Here is a 17,370-nt window from a genome sequence, read left to right on the forward strand (position 1 = left end):
GGCCCCCGAACCCGGCGTGGCTCATCCGTTCGAGGAGCACACTGTGCAGATCACAGCCGCCGACACCCTCGTCACCAGTCCCGGCCGTAACTTCGTCACCCTGCGCATCACCACCGACGAGGGACTCACCGGCCTCGGCGACGCCACCCTCAACGGCCGCGAACTGGCCGTCGCCTCCTACCTGCGCGACCACATAGCCCCGCTGCTGACCGGCCGCGACGCCGGAGCCATCGAGGACACCTGGCAGTACCTCTACCGCGGCGCCTACTGGCGACGCGGCCCGGTCACCATGGCGGCCATCGCCGCCGTGGACACCGCCCTGTGGGACATCAAGGCCAAGGCCGCGGGCATGCCTCTCTACCAGCTGCTCGGCGGCGCCTCCCGCACCGGCGCCCTCGCCTACGGGCACGCCTCCGGCCGTGACATCCCCGAACTCCTCGACTCCGTCCGCGCCCACCTGGAGGAGGGCTACCGCGCCATCCGCATCCAGAGCGGCATCCCCGGCCTGGACTCCGTCTACGGCGTGGCCGCCTCCGCCGCCGGACAGGGCGACCGGTACGACTACGAGCCGGCCCGCCGCACCGAGGCCGGCCCCGCCCTCCCCGCCGAGGAGACCTGGGACACCCGCGCCTACCTGCGGCACATGCCCCGCGTGTTCGAGGCCGTACGGCACGAGTTCGGGCCCGAACTGCCGCTGCTGCACGACGGCCACCACCGTATGACGCCGATCCAGGCGGCCCGCCTCGGCAAGGACCTGGAGCCCTACGACCTGTTCTGGCTGGAGGACGCGACCCCCGGGGAGGACCAGGCGGCCCTGCGCCGCATCCGCGAGCACACCACCACGCCCCTGGCCATCGGCGAGGTCTTCAACTCCGTGCACGACTACACCACGCTCTTGTCGGAGCGCCTCATCGACTACGTGCGCTCCGCGGTCACCCACACCGGCGGCGTCACCGGGATACGCAAACTCCTCGACCACGCAGCCGTCTTCGGCGTCAAGTCCGGGATGCACGGTCCCACCGACATCTCTCCCGTCGGGATGGCCGCCGCGCTCCACCTCGACCTGGCGATCCACAACTTCGGCATCCAGGAGTACATGCGCCACTCCGCCGAGACCCTGGAGGTCTTTCGCACTTCCTACCGCTTCTCCGACGGCCTCCTGCACCCGGGCGACGGCCCCGGCCTGGGTGTGGAGTACGACGAGGAGACCGCTGCCCACTTCGCGTACCGACCGGCCTACCTGCCGGTGAACAGGCTGCGGGACGGCACGGTGCACGACTGGTAGCGGATCGGCCGAAGCGGCGGCCGGCCGGGCCGTGTGCGCGACCGCGCCGGGCCCTGGCGCAGGGAGCGACCCCTGCTGCTGTCTCGGCGAGACGGATCAGCTGGTGCTCAGAGCGGTTCTCCGGCCGCCACACTCCTGGCAAAGGCGGTCCCCGACGGACGGCGTGGCGTGATGAGGCGCGGTCTACGGAGATCACCGGTACGTCATCGAGCGGGATGGCCGGCTGGTCGAGCCGTAGGGTTCTCGCCGTGACAGTTCGCCGAATGCCCGCCGCGGAGGTCTCCGTCTCCGTCGAGCTGGTGCGCCGCCTGCTCGACGAGCAACACCCCGACCTGGCGACGTCGCCGGTCGAGGTGCTGGCCAATGGCTGGGACAACCTCGTGTGCCGGCTCGGCCAGGAACTCCTCGTCCGGCTGCCCCGGCGTGCCATGGCGGCCGAGCTCATCGCGCACGAGCAGCGGTGGTTGCCGGAGTTGGCCGGCCGCCTGCCGCTGCCCGTGCCGGCGCCGCTACGAGTGGGGCAGGCGACGGCCCGGTACCCGTGGTCCTGGAGCGTCGTGCCGTTCTTCCCGGGCCGGACCGCGGCACGATCGGAGCCCGACGATCCCTTCGCGGCCGCGGAGGCGCTCGGCGGTTTCCTGGACGCGCTGCACGCACCGGCTCCCTCGGAGGCGCCGGCCAACGCGTTCCGCGGGATCGCGCTGGCCGCAAGAGCCGAGGGCGTCCTGACCGGGCTGAATCATGTCGACCCGGCCGACCGCGCCACCGCCCTGCGGATCTGGGCAGCCGCCGCGGCCGCGCCCGCCTGGGACGGGCCACCGCTGTGGCTCCACGGGGACCTGCACCCGGCCAACATCCTGGTCGACCACGGCCGGATCAGCGCCGTGATCGACTTCGGCGACATCACCTCCGGCGATCCCGCCACCGATCTGGCCGTGGCCTGGATGCTGTTCACAGCGGAGCAGCGTGCCGCCTTCCGGCGGGCGTACGGTCGCATGGACGACGCGACCTGGGCGCGGGCCCGCGGCTGGGCGCTCGCCCTGGCCCTGGTCTTCCTGACGCACTCCGTGGACAACCCACTGATGCGCGACATCGGCGAGCGCACTTTCCGGGCGGTCCTGGAGGAGCGGCCGACCCCGGGCGCCGGTTGACAGAGCATGGGACCGCGCTCCAGGGTGGCCGCCGCGGGAAGGACGCGTCGCCGCCCCACTTCGACATCGGCGACGGTCCGGAGGGCGCCAGGCGTCTGGATTGGGCTCGGCACCGATCAACTGACGACGTTGAGGAGACCGCAGGTATGTCAGACGTCTCGCCACCCCGCGACGGAGGCGACGCCCGCACGACTCGACTCCGCACCGATGTGTCGCATTCGGCCCGGATCTGGAACTACTGGCTGGGGGGCAAGGACCATTACCCCATCGACGGGGAGGTCGGCGAGCAGATCCTGAACTTCGTCCCGGCCCTGCCCCGGTCCGCCGTGGCCGACCGGAGGTTCCTCGCGCGGGCCGTGGAGTTCCTCGTCGGCGAGGCGGGCATCCGGCAGTTCCTGGACATCGGCGCCGGACTGCCCACGGTCGACAACACGCACGAGGTCGCCCAACGCGCCGACCCGGCCTGCCGGATCGTCTACGTGGACAACGATCCCATCGTGCTCCGGCACGCCCACGCGCTCCTCACCAGCACGCCCGAGGGGACCACGGACTACATCGAAGCCGACCTGCACTCCCCGGACACCATCCTGGAACGCGCCTCCCGGACACTGGACTTCAGCCGGCCCGTGGCCCTGACGATGCTCGGTGTCGTCAACTTCATCATGGACACCGGCCAGGCGCGGGCGATCGTGCGCCGGCTCCTGGACGCCGTGCCGTCCGGCAGCTATCTGGTGATCTCCCACCCCACCGTCGAGGTGGACGGCGACGCGATGACGGAAGCCGTGCGCCACTGGAACAGCCAGGGTTCGGCGCCGATGACACTGCGCACCCGCGCGGAGGTGCTGAGCCTCTTCGAAGGCGTGGAGCTGCTCGAACCCGGTGTCGTCTCGTGCTCACGCTGGCGCCCCGATCCGTCGGACGGGGAGAAGACCGTGGACGTGACGCACTTCTGCGGCGTGGCCAGAAAGCCGTGAGGCGTTGAGGAGACCCGTCCTCCAGCGGCGGCGCGCTCGGCCGGCCCCGGTCCCGTGGGCTCGCGCCGTCACACGGTCGCGGCAGGCGGGGCCCATCGGCGAGCGCGGGGCACCGCATCGGAGACGCCGTACTCCTTCTTGAGCTGCTCGGGGATGGCGTAGTGCATGACGCGGCCGCGGGTGAGGGAGGACAGTTCGAGGATGGTGGTGAGGTGGCCGAGGCGGTCCAGGGCCCACGCGCCGAGAGGGGAGCGGTCCTCGATGCTCTCCAGGACGCCGAGGAGGTGGGGGACGGCCTTGACGACGGTGTCCCACGGGGTGCGGGACACCTGGAGCCAGTCGGCACACGTGTCGCCGACGAGGTGGCGGATGAGCGCGGAGACGATCGGGTCGAAGAAGGTGCCGGGCACGACCTCCTCGTAGAGATCGACCAGTTGCCGGGTCAGGTGCTCTCCCTCCGGGGAAGGCCCCATGTGCCGGATCATGTACAGGTCGAGGAACTGGCGTGCTGTGTCGAGGGTCCTGGGGACGGCCTCCTGGTCGACGCCGAGCATCGCGCCGACGACGCGCCAGGCGTAGTAGTAGGCCTCCGCGCCCTCCTGTGACATGTGGATCCCGAGGCGGTGCAGGCTGTCCAGGACGAGCAGGGAGAAGAACATCTGGCCGCCGATCATGTCCTCCTGACAGATCGGTGTCCCGTACCGGCCGGTGTCCCAGCGCTCTTCGCGTGCGAGGTGGTGACGGATGGAGGCGTGCAGGAGGCGGACCTTCTGCGCCGCGGGGATGAAGCGGCTGCCGGCTTCGAAGGCGCCGGGCTGCATCAGGTAGACGGTGAACTGGCCGGTCTCCGCCATCCGCTTGGAGGGGTACTTCAGTCCATGGGCGGCTGACAGCAGCTTCGCCACATGCGGGACGACGTAGCAGGCGGGCATGGACGCGAAGGACAGCGCGGTGGAGATGTGCACGTTGTTGTCGAGGAAGAACAGCCGCGCTTTCTCCATCTCTCCCCAGTCGACCCAGGCCGGCGGGGCACTCGTGGCCTGGAGGTACTCCCGCGCGACGTCGGGCAGCCCGTCCGGCAGGGGCGCGCCGGCGGTGGAGACGTAGCGCATCAGCGTGTTGAACTTGCCCACCTCGCCGCGCTCGAACAGGGTGGCGACGGTGGCGTCGGCGAGTTCGTCACCGGACTGGCGCAGGGCGTCCAACGACGCCTCGGTGTAGGTCATGGCAGGGTCTCTTGCCTTTCATGGGAGGGCTCACGACAGCCGGGAGGGTCGCGACCGGGGGTGGGGAGGGGGACGGGGACGGGGACGGGTGCGGGTACGAGCACAGGTCGGGGACGGGCACCGGCACGGACATGGGTACGGGTACGGGCCCGGGCCCGGGCTCGGAGGGGTGCCCGCGTGACCGTCAGGACGGGCGGACCGTCGCCGAACGCGCCAGCGAGGTCAGGACAGTCGCGGCTTGCGCGGGGACATCCAGCTCGTGCAGCGCGTCGAGGGCTTTCTCGACCCGCGCGGCGATCATGCCCTCCACGCGGTCGGGGGTCTTGAGCCGGAGCATGACCTCACGCACCTCGTGCACCGCGCTTTCCTGCGCGTCGCGCCGTCCCAGCAGAGCGCCGAGCTGCTTGCGGTCCGCCGCACCGGCGACGCGCCACGTCTCCGCCAGCAGGGCCGTCGGCCGGTGCCCGCGTACGTCGTCGGCGTTCGCCTTGCCGGTCCGGTGCGGGTCCCCGAAGAGGCCGAGCAGGTCGTCCCGCAGCTGGAAGGCCTCTCCCAGCGGCAGCCCGAAGGCCGAGTAGCCCGCGCGCAGCCGCTCACCGGCACCGGCCAGGGCACCGCCGATCAACAGGGGCTGCTCGACGGTGTACTTGGCGGTCTTGTAGCGGACCACCTTCAGCGACGCCGCGGTGTCCGGCTCGGATCCCGTGTGCAGGATCTCCAGGCACTCGCCCGCGATCAGCTCGCGCGCAAGCACCGCCCACAAGGGTCTGGCCCGGGACAGATACGCGGCGGGCAGGCCGCTGGTGGTGAACAACTGACCGGCCAGGGACATCAGCAGATCGCCCACCAGCATCGCCAGGGACCTGGCGGCGGCGCCGGGCCGCGGGCGACGGCGCAGGGCGCCACGCAGCGCGATGTGCGCGGTAGGGCGGCCGTGCCGCAGGGGGCTGTCGTCGATGAGATCGTCGTGCACGACGGCGGCGGCATGCACCAGCTCCATCGAGGCCGCCGCGCGCACCAGCGCGTCACTGTCCGGCTGGCCCACGGCGCGCCAGCCCCAGTAACAGAACGCCGCCCGCAGCCGTTTACCGTCCCTGACCGCCGCCAGAAGCTGTTCGGCCACCGGGCCCAGCACCGGGTCGATCGCCGCGAACCGCTCGGCCTCCTCACCGACGAACCCCTTGAGCACCCCGTCGACGCGGCTCTTGAACGCGGCCGGATCCCACCGGTCAGACGTCATCGGCAGCCCGCCGGGCCGTCGCGTGCCGGGCGAGGATCTCCAGATGCGCCACCGGCGTCGCCGCGTACCGGTCCAGTACCAGACGCCCACGCGCCACCAGGTCGTCCTCGGCCGCCGCCGCCAAGTCCGCCGTGTCCGATCGGCGCAGCAGCCCCCGCACCGTGCCCAGAGCCGTACCCACGGAGCTCACCGCCAGATCGGCAAGCCCGGCCACCAGCAGGACCGCATGCTCCTCCAGCCCGCCACGTCGTTCCGCTTCTCGCGTCATGTCGCTCCCCACCCCAGTGCCGTCGGCACTGCTTGCACACTTTCACCCCAGCATCCCCAGACAGCGGACACGGAAGGGCGGGAATGCACGATCGGGTGATCACCTCGCCCGGCCGTACGGATCGGGCTTCGAGCCCGCACGATGCGAACAACTGGTCCACCGGGATCCCCGCGTCGGGTCCGTTCGGGCCGGGTCAGGAGGGTTGCCCGAGGCCGGTCTCCGTCATGATCCGGTCGATGGTGTCCTCCAGCGGGCTGTCCGCGCCGATCACCGTCTCCAGGCCGCCGGGCAGTACGTCGCGCTCCCGGTACCAGGACCGCAGATGGTCCTCGGTCACCTGGGCCAGGTACGCCGCGTCGCCCTTCGAGGCGTGCCGCAGCAACGTCTCATCGAGCCCGATGTCGAGGTAGTAACAGCGGGAGATGCCCCGGTGCTCGGCGACCAGACGCGCGAGCATGTCGCCGTACCGGTCGGCATAGAGGATCCCCTCGACGACCACGTGGTAGCCGGCATCGAGGGCGTAACGGGCCACTGTGTCGATCAGCCCGATGTTCTTGCCGCCGGGCACGTCGTGCTCGCGCAGCACGGTCCGGCGCAGATTGTCCTGGCCGACCAGGGCCAGGCCCCTGCCGAAGCGGTCCCGGACGCCGGCCGCCACCGACGATTTGCCCGACGCGCTGTTGCCGCGCACGACCACGAGTCGGGTCTCTTCAGTCCCCACGTCCACGTTCACGTCCACGCGCGAACCGTAACCGCTACCCCTGACAGCGGTCGGCGGCCCACGCTGCGCAGGACCTCACCGGTGGCCCCGCCCCGCACGCCGGCCGGGGCCGGGCAGGAAGCCGGGAGGCCGCGGTCGCTCGCCGAACGAGCACCGCGGCCTTCCGGACAACTCGCCACCGCGACAGGTCCGCTTGATAGCGTGTCGCGATGAACGATGCGTTGGACGAGGGGCCGTTCTTCCACGGCACAAAGGCAGAGCTACGGGTCGGAGATCACCTCACCGCGGGTTTCCGCTCCAACTACCGGCCCGAGATCGTGATGAACCACATCTATTTCACCGCGTTGCGCGATGGCGCGGGGCTCGCCGCCGAACTCGCCGCGGGCGACGGGGTCCCGCGCGTGTACGAGGTCGAACCGACCGGGGAGTTCGAGAACGATCCGAACGTCACCGACAGGAAGTTCCCTGGCAACCCCACCCGCTCCTATCGCAGCACGGAACCGATCCGGATCGTCGGCGAGGTCACCGACTGGACGCGCCAGACACCCGAGGCCCTCCAGATGTGGCGGGACCGGCTGGCCGCCATCCGTCTGGACGACCGCACCGAGATCATCAACTGAGGGCGCCGGCCGAGCGGACGCGGTTCGGCCTCTTCCTCTCAGCCCAGTTCTTCGGCCAGGCCGATGATGATGCCTTCCGGGCCGCGGACGTAGCAGAGCAGGTAACTGTTCTCGAACCGGGCGATCTCGCCGAGGAGTTCGGCGCCGTGCGGGCGCAGGCGGGCGACGGTGTCCTGGATGTCGTCGACGGCGAACATCACGCGGTGCGTGCCGAGGATGTTGTGCGGCTGGTTGCGCGGTTCGGTGCCGACCGCCGCGGGGCTGCGGTACCTCGCCAGTTCGAGCCGACTGTGGCCGTCCGGGGTCCGGACCATCGCGATGTCACACCGGACGCCTTCGAGCCCGGTGCACTGGTCGGCGACGAGGCCCCCGACCTGCGCCCGGCCCTCCAGCTCCAGACCGAGTTCCACGAAGAACGCGATGGCGGCATCCATGTCCTCGACGACGATGCCCACGTTGTCCATCCGCTGAATCGCCATGCCGGCTTCTCCTCTTCCTCGTGCGGCCGGTGGTGGCCGCTGATGGTCCTGGGACGGAGCCGACGGCATGTTCTCGACATGCTCGGGCCACCGGATCCCGACAAATTTTGGATCGCGCCTCCGCACCCCACCAGAACCGCGAGCCAGGCGCCACCACCGCCGAGGCCAACAGGTCTGCGGCCCCGCGCGCGGAGAGCGGTGTCGCGGTCGGTCCGTCCGCAGCCCCTGGTGGAGCCTCGGTGCCGCCGGTAGCTTCTTCGCGGTGACTTCGGTGGAGACGCGGGGCCTCGTGACGATGACCGACGAGGCGCAGTTGCGCTGGGTGGCGCTCGGGGACACGACTTCGCGGCGGGCTGTGGTCCTGCTGCATGGCGGTCCGGGGCTGCCGGACTATCTGGGCGGTGTCGCTCCCATGGCCGCCGACCTCGCGCCTGTGTACCGGTACGACCAGCGTGGCACGGGCCGCTCCCCGTGGCGGGGCCGGCACTCCCTCGCGCGGCATGTCGACGACCTCGCCGAGCTGCTCGACGCCTGGGATGTGCCCAGGGCCGTGCTGATCGGACACTCCTACGGCTCCGACCTGGCGAGCCGGTTCTGCCTGGCGCACTCCGACCGGGTTGCCGCGATGTTGCTGATGTGCGGGCCGTTCACGGGTGATTGGCGTACCGGGGAGCGAGCGGAGCGAGGCCGCCGCATGTCCGCGGCGCAGCAGGAGCGGCTCCGCGTATTGCGGGAGTCGCCGGATCGCACGGAGGAGCAGGAAGTCGAGCTGCTCACGCTGGCCTGGTTCACCGACCACGCCGACCTCGAACGCGGATGGCACTGGGCCGCGCGGGATGCCAGGCGACGCCGTCCCGTCAACTGGACCATGAACGCTGAACTCGGCAAGGAGGGGCGCGCGGACCCGCTGGACGCGCACCTCGACGACCTGCGGGCGTGCCTGCCCGAGCGAGCGGAGCTGCTCGGTGGAGCCGATGACCCCCGCCCCATGTCGGCCCTTGCGTCGCTCGCGCTGCGGCTCGGTCTTCCCCTGACACGTATCGAGGGTGCTGGGCACGAGCCCTGGTTGGAGCAGCCGGACGCTGTGCGGGCGCACGTCCGCCGCTTCGTCAGGGAGGAGTGAAAGTGCTCGTATTCATATAATCGCCCTATGGCCTGAATGGTCATACTCTTCCGCCTCTTATGACTGCAAATAGCGACTACGGGTAACCAGTTGCTGTCGGCAGAGGAGAGGATGTCCGCTTGTTCGGAGAAGCCGGATGCGGCATGACCATGGGAGTCGAGGAAGAGTTCCTGTTGATCGAGCGGAACACCTACCGGCCTGCCGGGAGGAGCGCGTCGGTCGTCGCGGAAGGAAGTGGCCGGTTCGGCGTCGACCACGTGCAGACAGAACTGTCCCAGGCCATGGTGGAAACGGCCACCCCGCCCTCGTCGGACGGACGCGAACTGCTTCGGGAGGTCGGGCGGTTGCGCGCCGGCGCCGCGGCGGCCGCCGCCCGCCAGAACTGCCTCCTCGTCGCCTCGGGCACGGCGCCCCTGGGAGCGGCGGGACCGGCCACCGACGGCGAGCCCGACGGACTGCCCGAGCTTCTGGACATGCCGCGCTACCACCGCATCGCGGACCGCTTCGGGCCGCTGCTGCGCGATCAGGCGGTCTGCGCCTGCCACGTGCACGTAGGCGTCCCTGACCCGGCGGAGGCGGTACAGGTGGTCAACCACCTGCGCCCCTGGCTGCCGCTGCTGCTCGCGCTGAGCGCCAACTCTCCTTACTGGCAGGGCGTCGACACCGGCTATGCCAGTTGGCGGACGGTGTTGTGGAGCCGGTGGCCGGTCGCCGGGCCGCCGCCCTACCTGGAATCCGTCACGCACTACGAGGAGACGGTGGCCGCCCTCGTGGCAAGCAAGGCCGTCCTGGACCCGGGAATGCTGTACTGGCAGGCCAGGCCGTCCCGGCATGTGCCGACGGTGGAGGTACGTATCGCCGATGTGCTGCCCACCGCCGGCGAGGCCACGGCGTACGCCCTCGTGGTACGCGCACTGGTGCGTCTCGCCCTCGACCGGGTCCGGCGCGGGGAGCGGGCGCCCAGGGTGGAGCAGTATCTGCTGGCCGCGGCGACCTGGCAGGCGGCTCGCGAGGGGGTGAGCGGAAGTCTGCTGGACCTGTCGGCGGCTGCCGCGCCGAAGGTCACCTCGGTCCGGTGGCAGATGCGCCGGCTCCAGGGGGAGATCAGTCCCTACCTGCTCGCGGCCGACGAACGGTCGGTCGTGGAGGTGTGGCTGGACCGGTTGCGCCGGGGAGGGGGCGGAGCCGAACGGCAGCGCGCCGCACGGCAGAGCGCGGGGCGGCTGGAAGCCGTCGTCGACTGTCTGGCCGTACCGGTTGCCGGCCCTCTCGCGGAGGCGGGCGGCGCCCCGGACGCTCCCGGCGCTCCGCCCGCCGGCCTCGCATCGGATCCGACGAACGTGACGTAGGAGAAGCCATGACCACTTCGCCCAGCGGCCTGCTCCTGCCGCGCCAGATGTACTTCACCACCGGCACGGGAGTGCACCGCCGCGAACTGCAGGCGCACGACCTGATGTACATGGACGCGGGCCTGGGACGCGTCAACCGGGTCTCCGTCTCCAGCCGCGTCCCGCCCGGCTGCACCCTGGTGGACCCCCGGACGGGCGGCCGTCGGCTACGCGACGGCCAGATCCTGTTCGCCATCCAGGCGCTGGCCGAGACCAGCACCCCGGGTACCCGGATCGCCACAGCGGTCGGCATCGCCGTTCCCGAGGACGGCGGCCTCGGATGTGTCGCCGAAGTACACGAGGGCGACGCCGTCGGGAAGGACGCCCGGACGGCCGCCGACAAAGCGGTGCAGATGGCACTGCTGGCCATGGCGCTGGAGCTGGGTGAGCACGACTTCGACGAGGAAGCCGTGCACCAGAGCGGGCAGGACCGCTACCGGATCGCCGGCACGACAGTGCGTACCCATGCCGCCGCCGTGGAGGCCCGCGGTCCGGACAACGGCGACTGGGTCAAGATCGTCGCTTCCCTGGTCTTCCTGCTCTGACCGCACCGGCCCGCAACCGCTCACCCCTGGCCCGCAATCGCTCACCTCCGGCCTGACACCGCTCACCCCTGGCCCGACCCCGATCCCCCTGGCCTGACACCGCGCACCTTTGGCCCGCCACCGCATCCCTCTGGCCCGCCGCCGCTCACCCCTGGCCCGCTCGTTTCCCGGAAGCCGGTGAACTCACAGTGTCGTCAGACAGCGCCCCGCCCGCCTGCGATCTCCAGGTGGACTTCCCCTTCGACTACGCCGCTCACCTCGCCGACGACCGGCGCCTGGGCCGGCTGCCCGCTTCGGCGCTCGGCACGCCCGTGGCCGTGATCGGCGCCGGCGGAGCGGGCCTGACCGCCGCCTTCGAACTCCTGCGCATCGGCTGCCGTCCCGTCCTGTACGAGGCGGAGAGCAGCGACGGCGGGCCCGGCGGGCGGCGCCTGGGCGGCCGGATGCACAGCCGCCGCCTGCACCCGGACGACAGCGCCGTCGTGGAGCTCGGTTGCATGCGCTTCCCCGACTCGGCGCGGCTGCTGTACCACTACGCGGAGCGGTTCGGCCTGCACTGGGAGCCCTTCCGGGAGAACTACACCCCCGGCACCACCCCGGTGACCGTCTGGGACGTCGACGGCCGTAGTCACCGGGCGAGCGCGATCACGGACCTGTACTCCCAGCACGAGGAGTTCCGCCGGGCCCACGTCGCGTGGCAGGCAGCGCTGGAGCGTGTGGGGGCGACCGACATCCGCCGGGCCGTCGCCGCCCGTGACATGCCGGCCCTGCGCCGTCTGTGGGAGCGGGTGCTGGCACGTTACGAACTCTGGACCTTCCACCGCTTCCTGCGTGACCCGGAAGGCGCCGGCCTGAGCGAGGAGCAGACCCGCCTCCTGGCCACCGCCGGCATCGGCCCCACGGCCTGGGACTGCTTCTTCGGTATGAGCATGGTCGAGCTGCTGCGACTGCTCCTCTCCTCGGAAGGAGCCGGTCACCACTACCCGCGCGAGGGGATCAGCGCGCTCGCCGACGGATTCTGGGCCCACCGCACCACGGGCCCCGACGGACGGAGCACCAGCCTGGAGGAGACCAACCACGGATCGCCCCGGCCGGCGGTCACCGCCATCGACGTCTTCCCCGACGCCCGGCGCGGGGTGGTCGTCCACAGCGCGGACGGGCAGAGCGAGCCCTTCGCCGCCGCCGTGTTCACCCCCCAGTTGCAACTGCTGGAGACCAGTGTGGAACTCCGTTCCGCCGACGACGGGGGGCCGTCTCCGCTGGGCCTGCGACTGACGCGCGCGGTGCGCAACATCACCTACTGGCCGGCGGCCAAGACGTCCCTGGTGCTGACCGAACCCTTCTGGGAGGGCACATCCCTGGACGGTGTCACCCTCACCGACCGTCTCCCACGAGCCGCCTACACCCACGACTTCGGTCCACCCCGCCGGCCCGGCGGACGACGAGCCGTGCTGGACCTCAGCTTCACCTGGTCCTTCGACTCGGCGAAGATCGCCGCGTCCTCCCTCCCCGAGAGAGTGCGGTCCTTCACCCGCCAACTGGCGGCGGTCCATCCCCTCGTGGCCGCGGAACTGCAGCACGCCGCCGAGAACGCCGAGGCCGTCACCTACTCCTGGGGCGACGCCCCGAACTTCCGCGGCATCGCCCGCTTCTCCCGCCCCGGGGAGTACGCATACCAGCGTGACCTCTTCATGCAGTGCTTCAAGGACAGGGCGGGCAGGTGCGCGGTCCCGGGAGAACCCGCCAACGCCCTCTTCCTCGCCGGGGACGACACGTCCTTCTCGCCTGGCTGGCTCGACCACGCGCTCGCGTCGGGCGTCAACGCTGCCTGGGGTGTCATGTCCTTCCTGGGCGGCCAGAGCGAACCAGGAAACCCGGGGCCCGGCGACATGGTGACCCACCCCGACTACGCACCCCGACGCGCCCCCCAGTGAGAGGCGACCATGCACCCTCGCCACCCCCACTCCCACCCCCGCCTGATCCGCCCCGCCCGGCTGTGGGACGGCCTCGACGACCGGCCGGCCACCGGCATCCAACTCCTCGTCGAGGGCAACACGATCGCCCGCCTCGGTGAGGACATCCAGGTACCGCCCGGCACACCGGTGATCGACCTGCCGGACTGCACACTGCTGCCCGGGCTCATCGACTGCCACGTCCACCTGCCCGACGAGTCGGCCGACAGCGACTCCGCCGCCTACCAGGTGCTCACCGCACTGTCCCCGATGCGGGACCTGCTGCACCACGGCTTCACCACGGTCCGCGACCTCGGCAGCGCCCAATCGGCGCTCAACGTCGCCCTGCGGCGGGCCGTCGACGAGGGGCTGACCGCCGGCCCCCGCATCCTGGCGGCGCCCAACATCCTCTCCCCGCGCGGCGGTCACGGCGACAAATCGCCGGACATGGCCCAGCGATACGGCGCCCAGGTCGGCGCCGTGGCCGACGGCGACCACGAAGTGCGTCAACTGGTCCGGGAACAGGCCAGGGCAGGCGCCGACTGGATCAAGTTCGCGGGCAGCGGCGGTTTCTCCTCACCCGCCGACGCCCCCGACTCCGCGGCCTACTCCCAGGAGGAGATCGACGTCCTGGTGGCCACCGCGAGGGACCTGCACCTGCCGTGCGCCACCCACGCCTTCCCCGACGAGGCCGTCATCCGCGCGGTCCGCGCGGGTGTGCGCAGCGTGGAGCACGCCACCCTGGCCGGCGCCGACACCTACGACCTGATGGCACGGTCCGGCACCTACCTGGTGCCCACCCAGTACACGCAGCGCTTCTTCCTCGACAACCTGGACGACGACAGTTTCTGGGAACACCGCCCGACCACGATGCGGGCCTCCTACCGCCGCTACGCCTCGCGCATGCGCGAAGGGCTGCTGCGGCCTGCCCGCACCGAGGTCCGCATCGCCTTCGGCACCGACGCCGGCATGTTCCCGCACGCCGACAACTGGCGTGAGTTCCCCACGCTGGTCGAACACGGCCTCACCCCACTGCGCGCACTGCGCGCCGCCACCAGCACAGCCGCCGACCTGCTGGACCGCCCCGACCTGGGACGTCTGGTCCCCGGAGCCGTCGCGGACCTCGTGGGCGTGGCCGGCGACCCCTTCGACGACATCGACACCATGGGCCGCGTCCGCTTCGTCATGCAGGAGGGCCACGTCGTGCGCGACGACCGCTGACCCTCCGCACGAGCGTCACCGGAGCGCTCCGACACGACGCCCACCGTCCGCGGGGCGGGCGCTGCGCCCGAGCCCGGCCGCGGCGCGGTGTTCGACCCCGTCAGGAGCGTTGCGTGCGGGCCTCGTCGGGTGCAGGCGCATCCGTCGTCCGAAGACGACACGAGCTGCGACTCTTCCGTGGGGAGCTTGGTGTAGTCCGTCGATTCATATTTGATCTGGCGGTCACTGCTGCTCGTTCTGTAGGAGTTCTGTTGTCTCCCACACCCCCTTCCCCGTCGGGGCGCTTCACAGGCCGGTGCGCACTGGTCACCGGGGCGGCCTCCGGAATCGGCGCCGCGACCGCACACCGACTGGCCGCCGAAGGGGCGGGCGTGCTCATCGCGGATGTCGACGAACCGAAGGGCGAGCAGGTGGCCGCGGCGATCCGCGAGGTGGGCGGTCGCGCGGCGTTCCAGCACTGCGACGTCTCGGACGAAGCGTCGTGGGACGCGGCCGTGAAGGCAGCCCGTGACGCCTTCGGCCCCGTTCACGCCCTGGTCAGCAACGCCTGCACGGTGCGGGTCTCGGCTGCCCATGAGACCAGTACCGCGCAGTGGAACCAGCAGTTGGCCGTCTGCCTCACGGGGGCGTTCCTCGGAGTACGCGCCTGTCTGGGTGACCTGATCGCGACCGGGGGAAGCATCGTCGTCGTCTCCTCCGTGCACGCCCTGGCGGGTCCGCCAGGACGGCCGGCCTACGCCGCTGCCAAGGCAGGGCTCACCGGTCTGGCCCGGCAGTTGGCCGTCGAGTACGGGGGACAGCTCCGGGTGAACAGCGTGCTGCCCGGCCCGGTGCTGACCCGCGCCTGGGACGGCATCGGCGAAGCGGCCCGCCGGGAGGCGGCGGCCGAGACAGCCGCCGGCCGGCTCGGCCGGCCCGAGGAGGTCGCCGCCGCGGTGGCCTTCCTGGCCAGCGCCGACGCCTCGTTCGTCACCGGCGCCTCACTGGTCGTCGACGGCGGCTGGAGCGTCCTGAAGAACTCCTCGTGATCCGCCGACCGGACCCGCGCGGCGCGGTGACGGGCCCGGGATCACCGGGTGACCTATACGTAGTCCCATGACCACGTCGGCCGGCTCCGAACCCGCACCCCACGCCTTCCTGTTCGCCGCGGGGGTCTTCGCTGTCGGCATGACCGGCACCACGCTGCCCGCCCCGCTCTACGGCCTGTACCGCGAGGAGATCGGCTTCTCCCAGTTGATGGTGACGGTCGTCTTCGCCGTGTACGCCCTCGGAGTCATCGCCGTCCTGCTGCTGGCCGGCAACTACTCCGACCTCGCGGGCCGCCGCGCCACCATGCGCTGGGCCGTCGTCCTCTCCATGGCCAGCGGGGTGTGCTTCCTGTTCGAGGCGGGGCTGCCGGCCCTGTTCGCCGGGCGCCTGCTGTCCGGATTCGCCGCCGGTCTGTTCTCCGGAGCGGCCACCGCGTACGTCCTCGACCTGGCCCCACCCCACAAGACCCGCGCCGGACTCGCCGCGACCGCCGCCAACATGGGCGGACTCGGCTGCGGCCCGCTGCTCGCCGGACTCCTCGCCCAGTACGCCCCGTGGCCGCTGCGCCTGCCCTACCTGGTCCATCTCGGTCTGCTGCTCCTCGCGGCGATCACCCTCCAGTTCCTTCCCGAGACCGTCCGGGGCGCCGAACCGCGGTCGGGCCTGCGCCCCGAGGGAATGACGGTGCCGTCCGAGGTACGGAAGGTGTTCGTGCCCGCCGCCTGCGTGGCGTTCTCCGGCTTCTCGCTGTTCGGAGTCTTCACCTCCGTCGCACCCAGCTTCCTCGGCGAGACGCTCGACGTGACGAACCTGGCCGTCATCGGGCTCGTGGTCTTCCTGGTCTTCCTCAGCTCCGTCGCCGGCCAGTCCGCGCTCGGCCGGCTCGGTGTGCGCCGCGCCCTTCCCACCGGCTGCTTCCTGCTGGCCGCGGGGCTCCTCATGGTCGCCGCCTCGATCGCCTTCGAACTGCTGCCCCTGCTGGTTGTCGGCGGCATGCTGGGCGGGCTCGGCCAAGGGCTGGCCTTCCGCGCGGGAACCACCGTGATCAGCGCGAAGGCCCCGGAAGCCCAGCGGGGCGCGACGCTCTCCGCGTACTTCGTGGTGGCCTACGTCGGTATCTCCGTGCCGGTCGTGGCGGTCGGCGCCCTCACCGAGGCCATCGGCCTGAAGGACGCGGGGCTGCTGTTCTCCGTGTGCGACCTCGCCCTCGCCGCGGCCGTCGGCCTCTACGTCCTGCGCCCCCGCATCGGCGCCGCCCTGACGCGCTGAGTGAGCACGGTGGCCGGGCCCGGCCAGGACTCGCGCACCGCCACCCGCCGGACGAGCGGGTCCCGGCGGCCGAAGGGCAGGGCCGGGGGAGCGGCGAGGGCCTGAACCGCGGTCACGCGGACGTGCCGTTCTCGCACAGGAAGGTCTCGAGCCGTTCGGTGAAACCCGGTGCGGCGGCGACGAAGTGACCGGCGCCCGGATGGACGGTGCGCTCGCCGCCGAGCGCGGTCGCAAGGGCGTCGCAGATCCGCTCGAACGCGGCCGCGTGGTCTCCGGACGCGACCAGCACCGGGACACCGGCGGCACGGATCGCGTCCAGCTGCGGGCGCGCCTCGCTGGTCGGCCGGCCACCGTGCGCCCGTCGCACGCCGGCGATCACATCCGCGGGGAGCGGGCCGTCGCCGACGGGCGCACCCGCGAGACGAAGGAACGCGCGCAGTCGGTCCGGGTCCGTCTCCATGCCCTGGGCGAGGACCGTATCGCCGAGGCGTTCCAGCCGAGCCACCTCGGGGTCGTCAGGGACCAGGTAGTTGAGCGGCGGCTCGATCAGGGTGAGGGAGCGCACGCTGCCCGGCGCGGCCGCGGCTGCGATCAACGTCCCCAGGACGCCGTAGGAGTGGGCGACGACGTGCGGGCGGCCGGCGAGCAGCGGCGCCAGGTCCAGGGCGTCCACCGCGAAGTCCTGCCGCACCCGCGGTGGCGGGCTCGGCGGGTAGCCACGGCGATGGACGTACGCCAGTGTCCACCGGTCGGCCAGCGGAGCGACAGGGCCCCACGTCGTCCGCGGGCCGGCACCGCCATGCACCAGCAGGACCTCGGGCCCGGAGCCGTCACGTACCACCACGATCTCGCTCACGGGGTGAGCGTAGCGGCGCCGCG

17 protein-coding genes are annotated in these 17,370 nt (G+C 71.7%); 11 read left to right on the top strand and 6 right to left on the bottom strand.

Annotated elements, in window-relative coordinates; all coding sequences use genetic code 11:
• Positions 1-43: 43 nt before the first annotated feature.
• The 3 genes from manD to ACZ45E_RS29465 all read left to right on the top strand — a co-directional run bounded on the left by manD (position 44) and on the right by ACZ45E_RS29465 (position 3,410).
• Positions 44-1,285 (top strand): D-mannonate dehydratase ManD, encoded by a 1,242-nt coding sequence (gene manD, locus ACZ45E_RS29455; protein ID WP_468226218.1) that lies wholly within the window; start codon positions 44-46, stop codon positions 1,283-1,285.
• A 248-nt stretch (positions 1,286-1,533) separates the two neighbouring features.
• Positions 1,534-2,436: an aminoglycoside phosphotransferase family protein gene (locus ACZ45E_RS29460; protein WP_468226221.1), complete on the top strand. Its 903-nt coding sequence runs from the start codon at positions 1,534-1,536 to the stop codon at positions 2,434-2,436.
• A 146-nt stretch (positions 2,437-2,582) separates the two neighbouring features.
• Positions 2,583-3,410: an SAM-dependent methyltransferase gene (locus ACZ45E_RS29465; protein ID WP_468226224.1), complete on the top strand. Its 828-nt coding sequence runs from the start codon at positions 2,583-2,585 to the stop codon at positions 3,408-3,410.
• Between the two features lie 68 nt (positions 3,411-3,478).
• On the opposite strand, the gene ACZ45E_RS29470 is transcribed toward ACZ45E_RS29465, so the two are convergent.
• From ACZ45E_RS29470 to ACZ45E_RS29485, 4 genes are all read right to left on the bottom strand, one after another.
• The gene (locus ACZ45E_RS29470) at positions 3,479-4,636 is read right to left on the bottom strand and encodes an oxygenase MpaB family protein (protein WP_468226226.1); all 1,158 of its coding nucleotides are present in this window, start codon (positions 4,634-4,636) and stop codon (positions 3,479-3,481) included.
• 184 nt (positions 4,637-4,820) lie between these two features.
• A complete protein-coding gene (locus ACZ45E_RS29475; RefSeq protein ID WP_468226227.1) occupies positions 4,821-5,876 on the bottom strand; it encodes a polyprenyl synthetase family protein in 1,056 nt (351 codons plus the stop codon).
• A complete protein-coding gene (locus tag ACZ45E_RS29480) occupies positions 5,866-6,144 on the bottom strand; it encodes a polyprenyl synthetase (protein WP_468226230.1) in 279 nt (92 codons plus the stop codon). The genes ACZ45E_RS29475 and ACZ45E_RS29480 overlap by 11 nt, the downstream gene beginning before the upstream one ends.
• A gap of 193 nt (positions 6,145-6,337) precedes the next feature.
• Positions 6,338-6,883, bottom strand: a complete 546-nt coding sequence (locus ACZ45E_RS29485) for a P-loop NTPase family protein (protein WP_468226232.1) — start codon at positions 6,881-6,883, stop codon at positions 6,338-6,340.
• A 191-nt stretch (positions 6,884-7,074) separates the two neighbouring features.
• On the opposite strand from ACZ45E_RS29485, the gene arr reads away from it, so the two are divergent.
• Complete coding sequence (gene arr / locus ACZ45E_RS29490; RefSeq protein WP_468226235.1) at positions 7,075-7,485, top strand: NAD(+)--rifampin ADP-ribosyltransferase; 411 nt, start codon at positions 7,075-7,077, stop codon at positions 7,483-7,485.
• A 38-nt stretch (positions 7,486-7,523) separates the two neighbouring features.
• Here the strand turns inward: arr and ACZ45E_RS29495 are convergent, their stop codons facing one another.
• On the bottom strand, positions 7,524-7,964 hold the full coding sequence (locus ACZ45E_RS29495; protein WP_468226238.1) for a VOC family protein: 441 nt from the start codon (positions 7,962-7,964) through the stop codon (positions 7,524-7,526).
• Between the two features lie 262 nt (positions 7,965-8,226).
• On the opposite strand from ACZ45E_RS29495, the gene ACZ45E_RS29500 reads away from it, so the two are divergent.
• The 7 genes from ACZ45E_RS29500 to ACZ45E_RS29530 all read left to right on the top strand — a co-directional run bounded on the left by ACZ45E_RS29500 (position 8,227) and on the right by ACZ45E_RS29530 (position 16,491).
• The gene (locus tag ACZ45E_RS29500; RefSeq protein WP_468226241.1) at positions 8,227-9,087 is read left to right on the top strand and encodes an alpha/beta fold hydrolase; all 861 of its coding nucleotides are present in this window, start codon (positions 8,227-8,229) and stop codon (positions 9,085-9,087) included.
• Between the two features lie 143 nt (positions 9,088-9,230).
• On the top strand, positions 9,231-10,436 hold the full coding sequence (locus ACZ45E_RS29505) for a carboxylate-amine ligase (protein WP_468226242.1): 1,206 nt from the start codon (positions 9,231-9,233) through the stop codon (positions 10,434-10,436).
• An 8-nt stretch (positions 10,437-10,444) separates the two neighbouring features.
• Positions 10,445-11,020 (top strand): pyruvoyl-dependent arginine decarboxylase, encoded by a 576-nt coding sequence (locus ACZ45E_RS29510; RefSeq protein ID WP_468226245.1) that lies wholly within the window; start codon positions 10,445-10,447, stop codon positions 11,018-11,020.
• Between the two features lie 188 nt (positions 11,021-11,208).
• A complete protein-coding gene (locus ACZ45E_RS29515; RefSeq protein ID WP_468226248.1) occupies positions 11,209-12,954 on the top strand; it encodes a flavin monoamine oxidase family protein in 1,746 nt (581 codons plus the stop codon).
• Positions 12,955-12,963: 9 nt separating this feature from the next.
• On the top strand, positions 12,964-14,193 hold the full coding sequence (locus ACZ45E_RS29520; RefSeq protein ID WP_468226251.1) for a metal-dependent hydrolase family protein: 1,230 nt from the start codon (positions 12,964-12,966) through the stop codon (positions 14,191-14,193).
• Between the two features lie 251 nt (positions 14,194-14,444).
• Positions 14,445-15,221, top strand: a complete 777-nt coding sequence (locus ACZ45E_RS29525; protein WP_468226253.1) for an SDR family NAD(P)-dependent oxidoreductase — start codon at positions 14,445-14,447, stop codon at positions 15,219-15,221.
• 67 nt (positions 15,222-15,288) lie between these two features.
• Positions 15,289-16,491: an MFS transporter gene (locus ACZ45E_RS29530; RefSeq protein ID WP_468226256.1), complete on the top strand. Its 1,203-nt coding sequence runs from the start codon at positions 15,289-15,291 to the stop codon at positions 16,489-16,491.
• A gap of 112 nt (positions 16,492-16,603) precedes the next feature.
• On the opposite strand, the gene ACZ45E_RS29535 is transcribed toward ACZ45E_RS29530, so the two are convergent.
• Positions 16,604-17,347 (bottom strand): alpha/beta fold hydrolase, encoded by a 744-nt coding sequence (locus tag ACZ45E_RS29535; protein ID WP_468226259.1) that lies wholly within the window; start codon positions 17,345-17,347, stop codon positions 16,604-16,606.
• Positions 17,348-17,370 lie beyond the last annotated feature (23 nt).

The sequence above is a fragment of the Streptomyces sp. NPDC030991 genome (assembly GCF_055571235.1).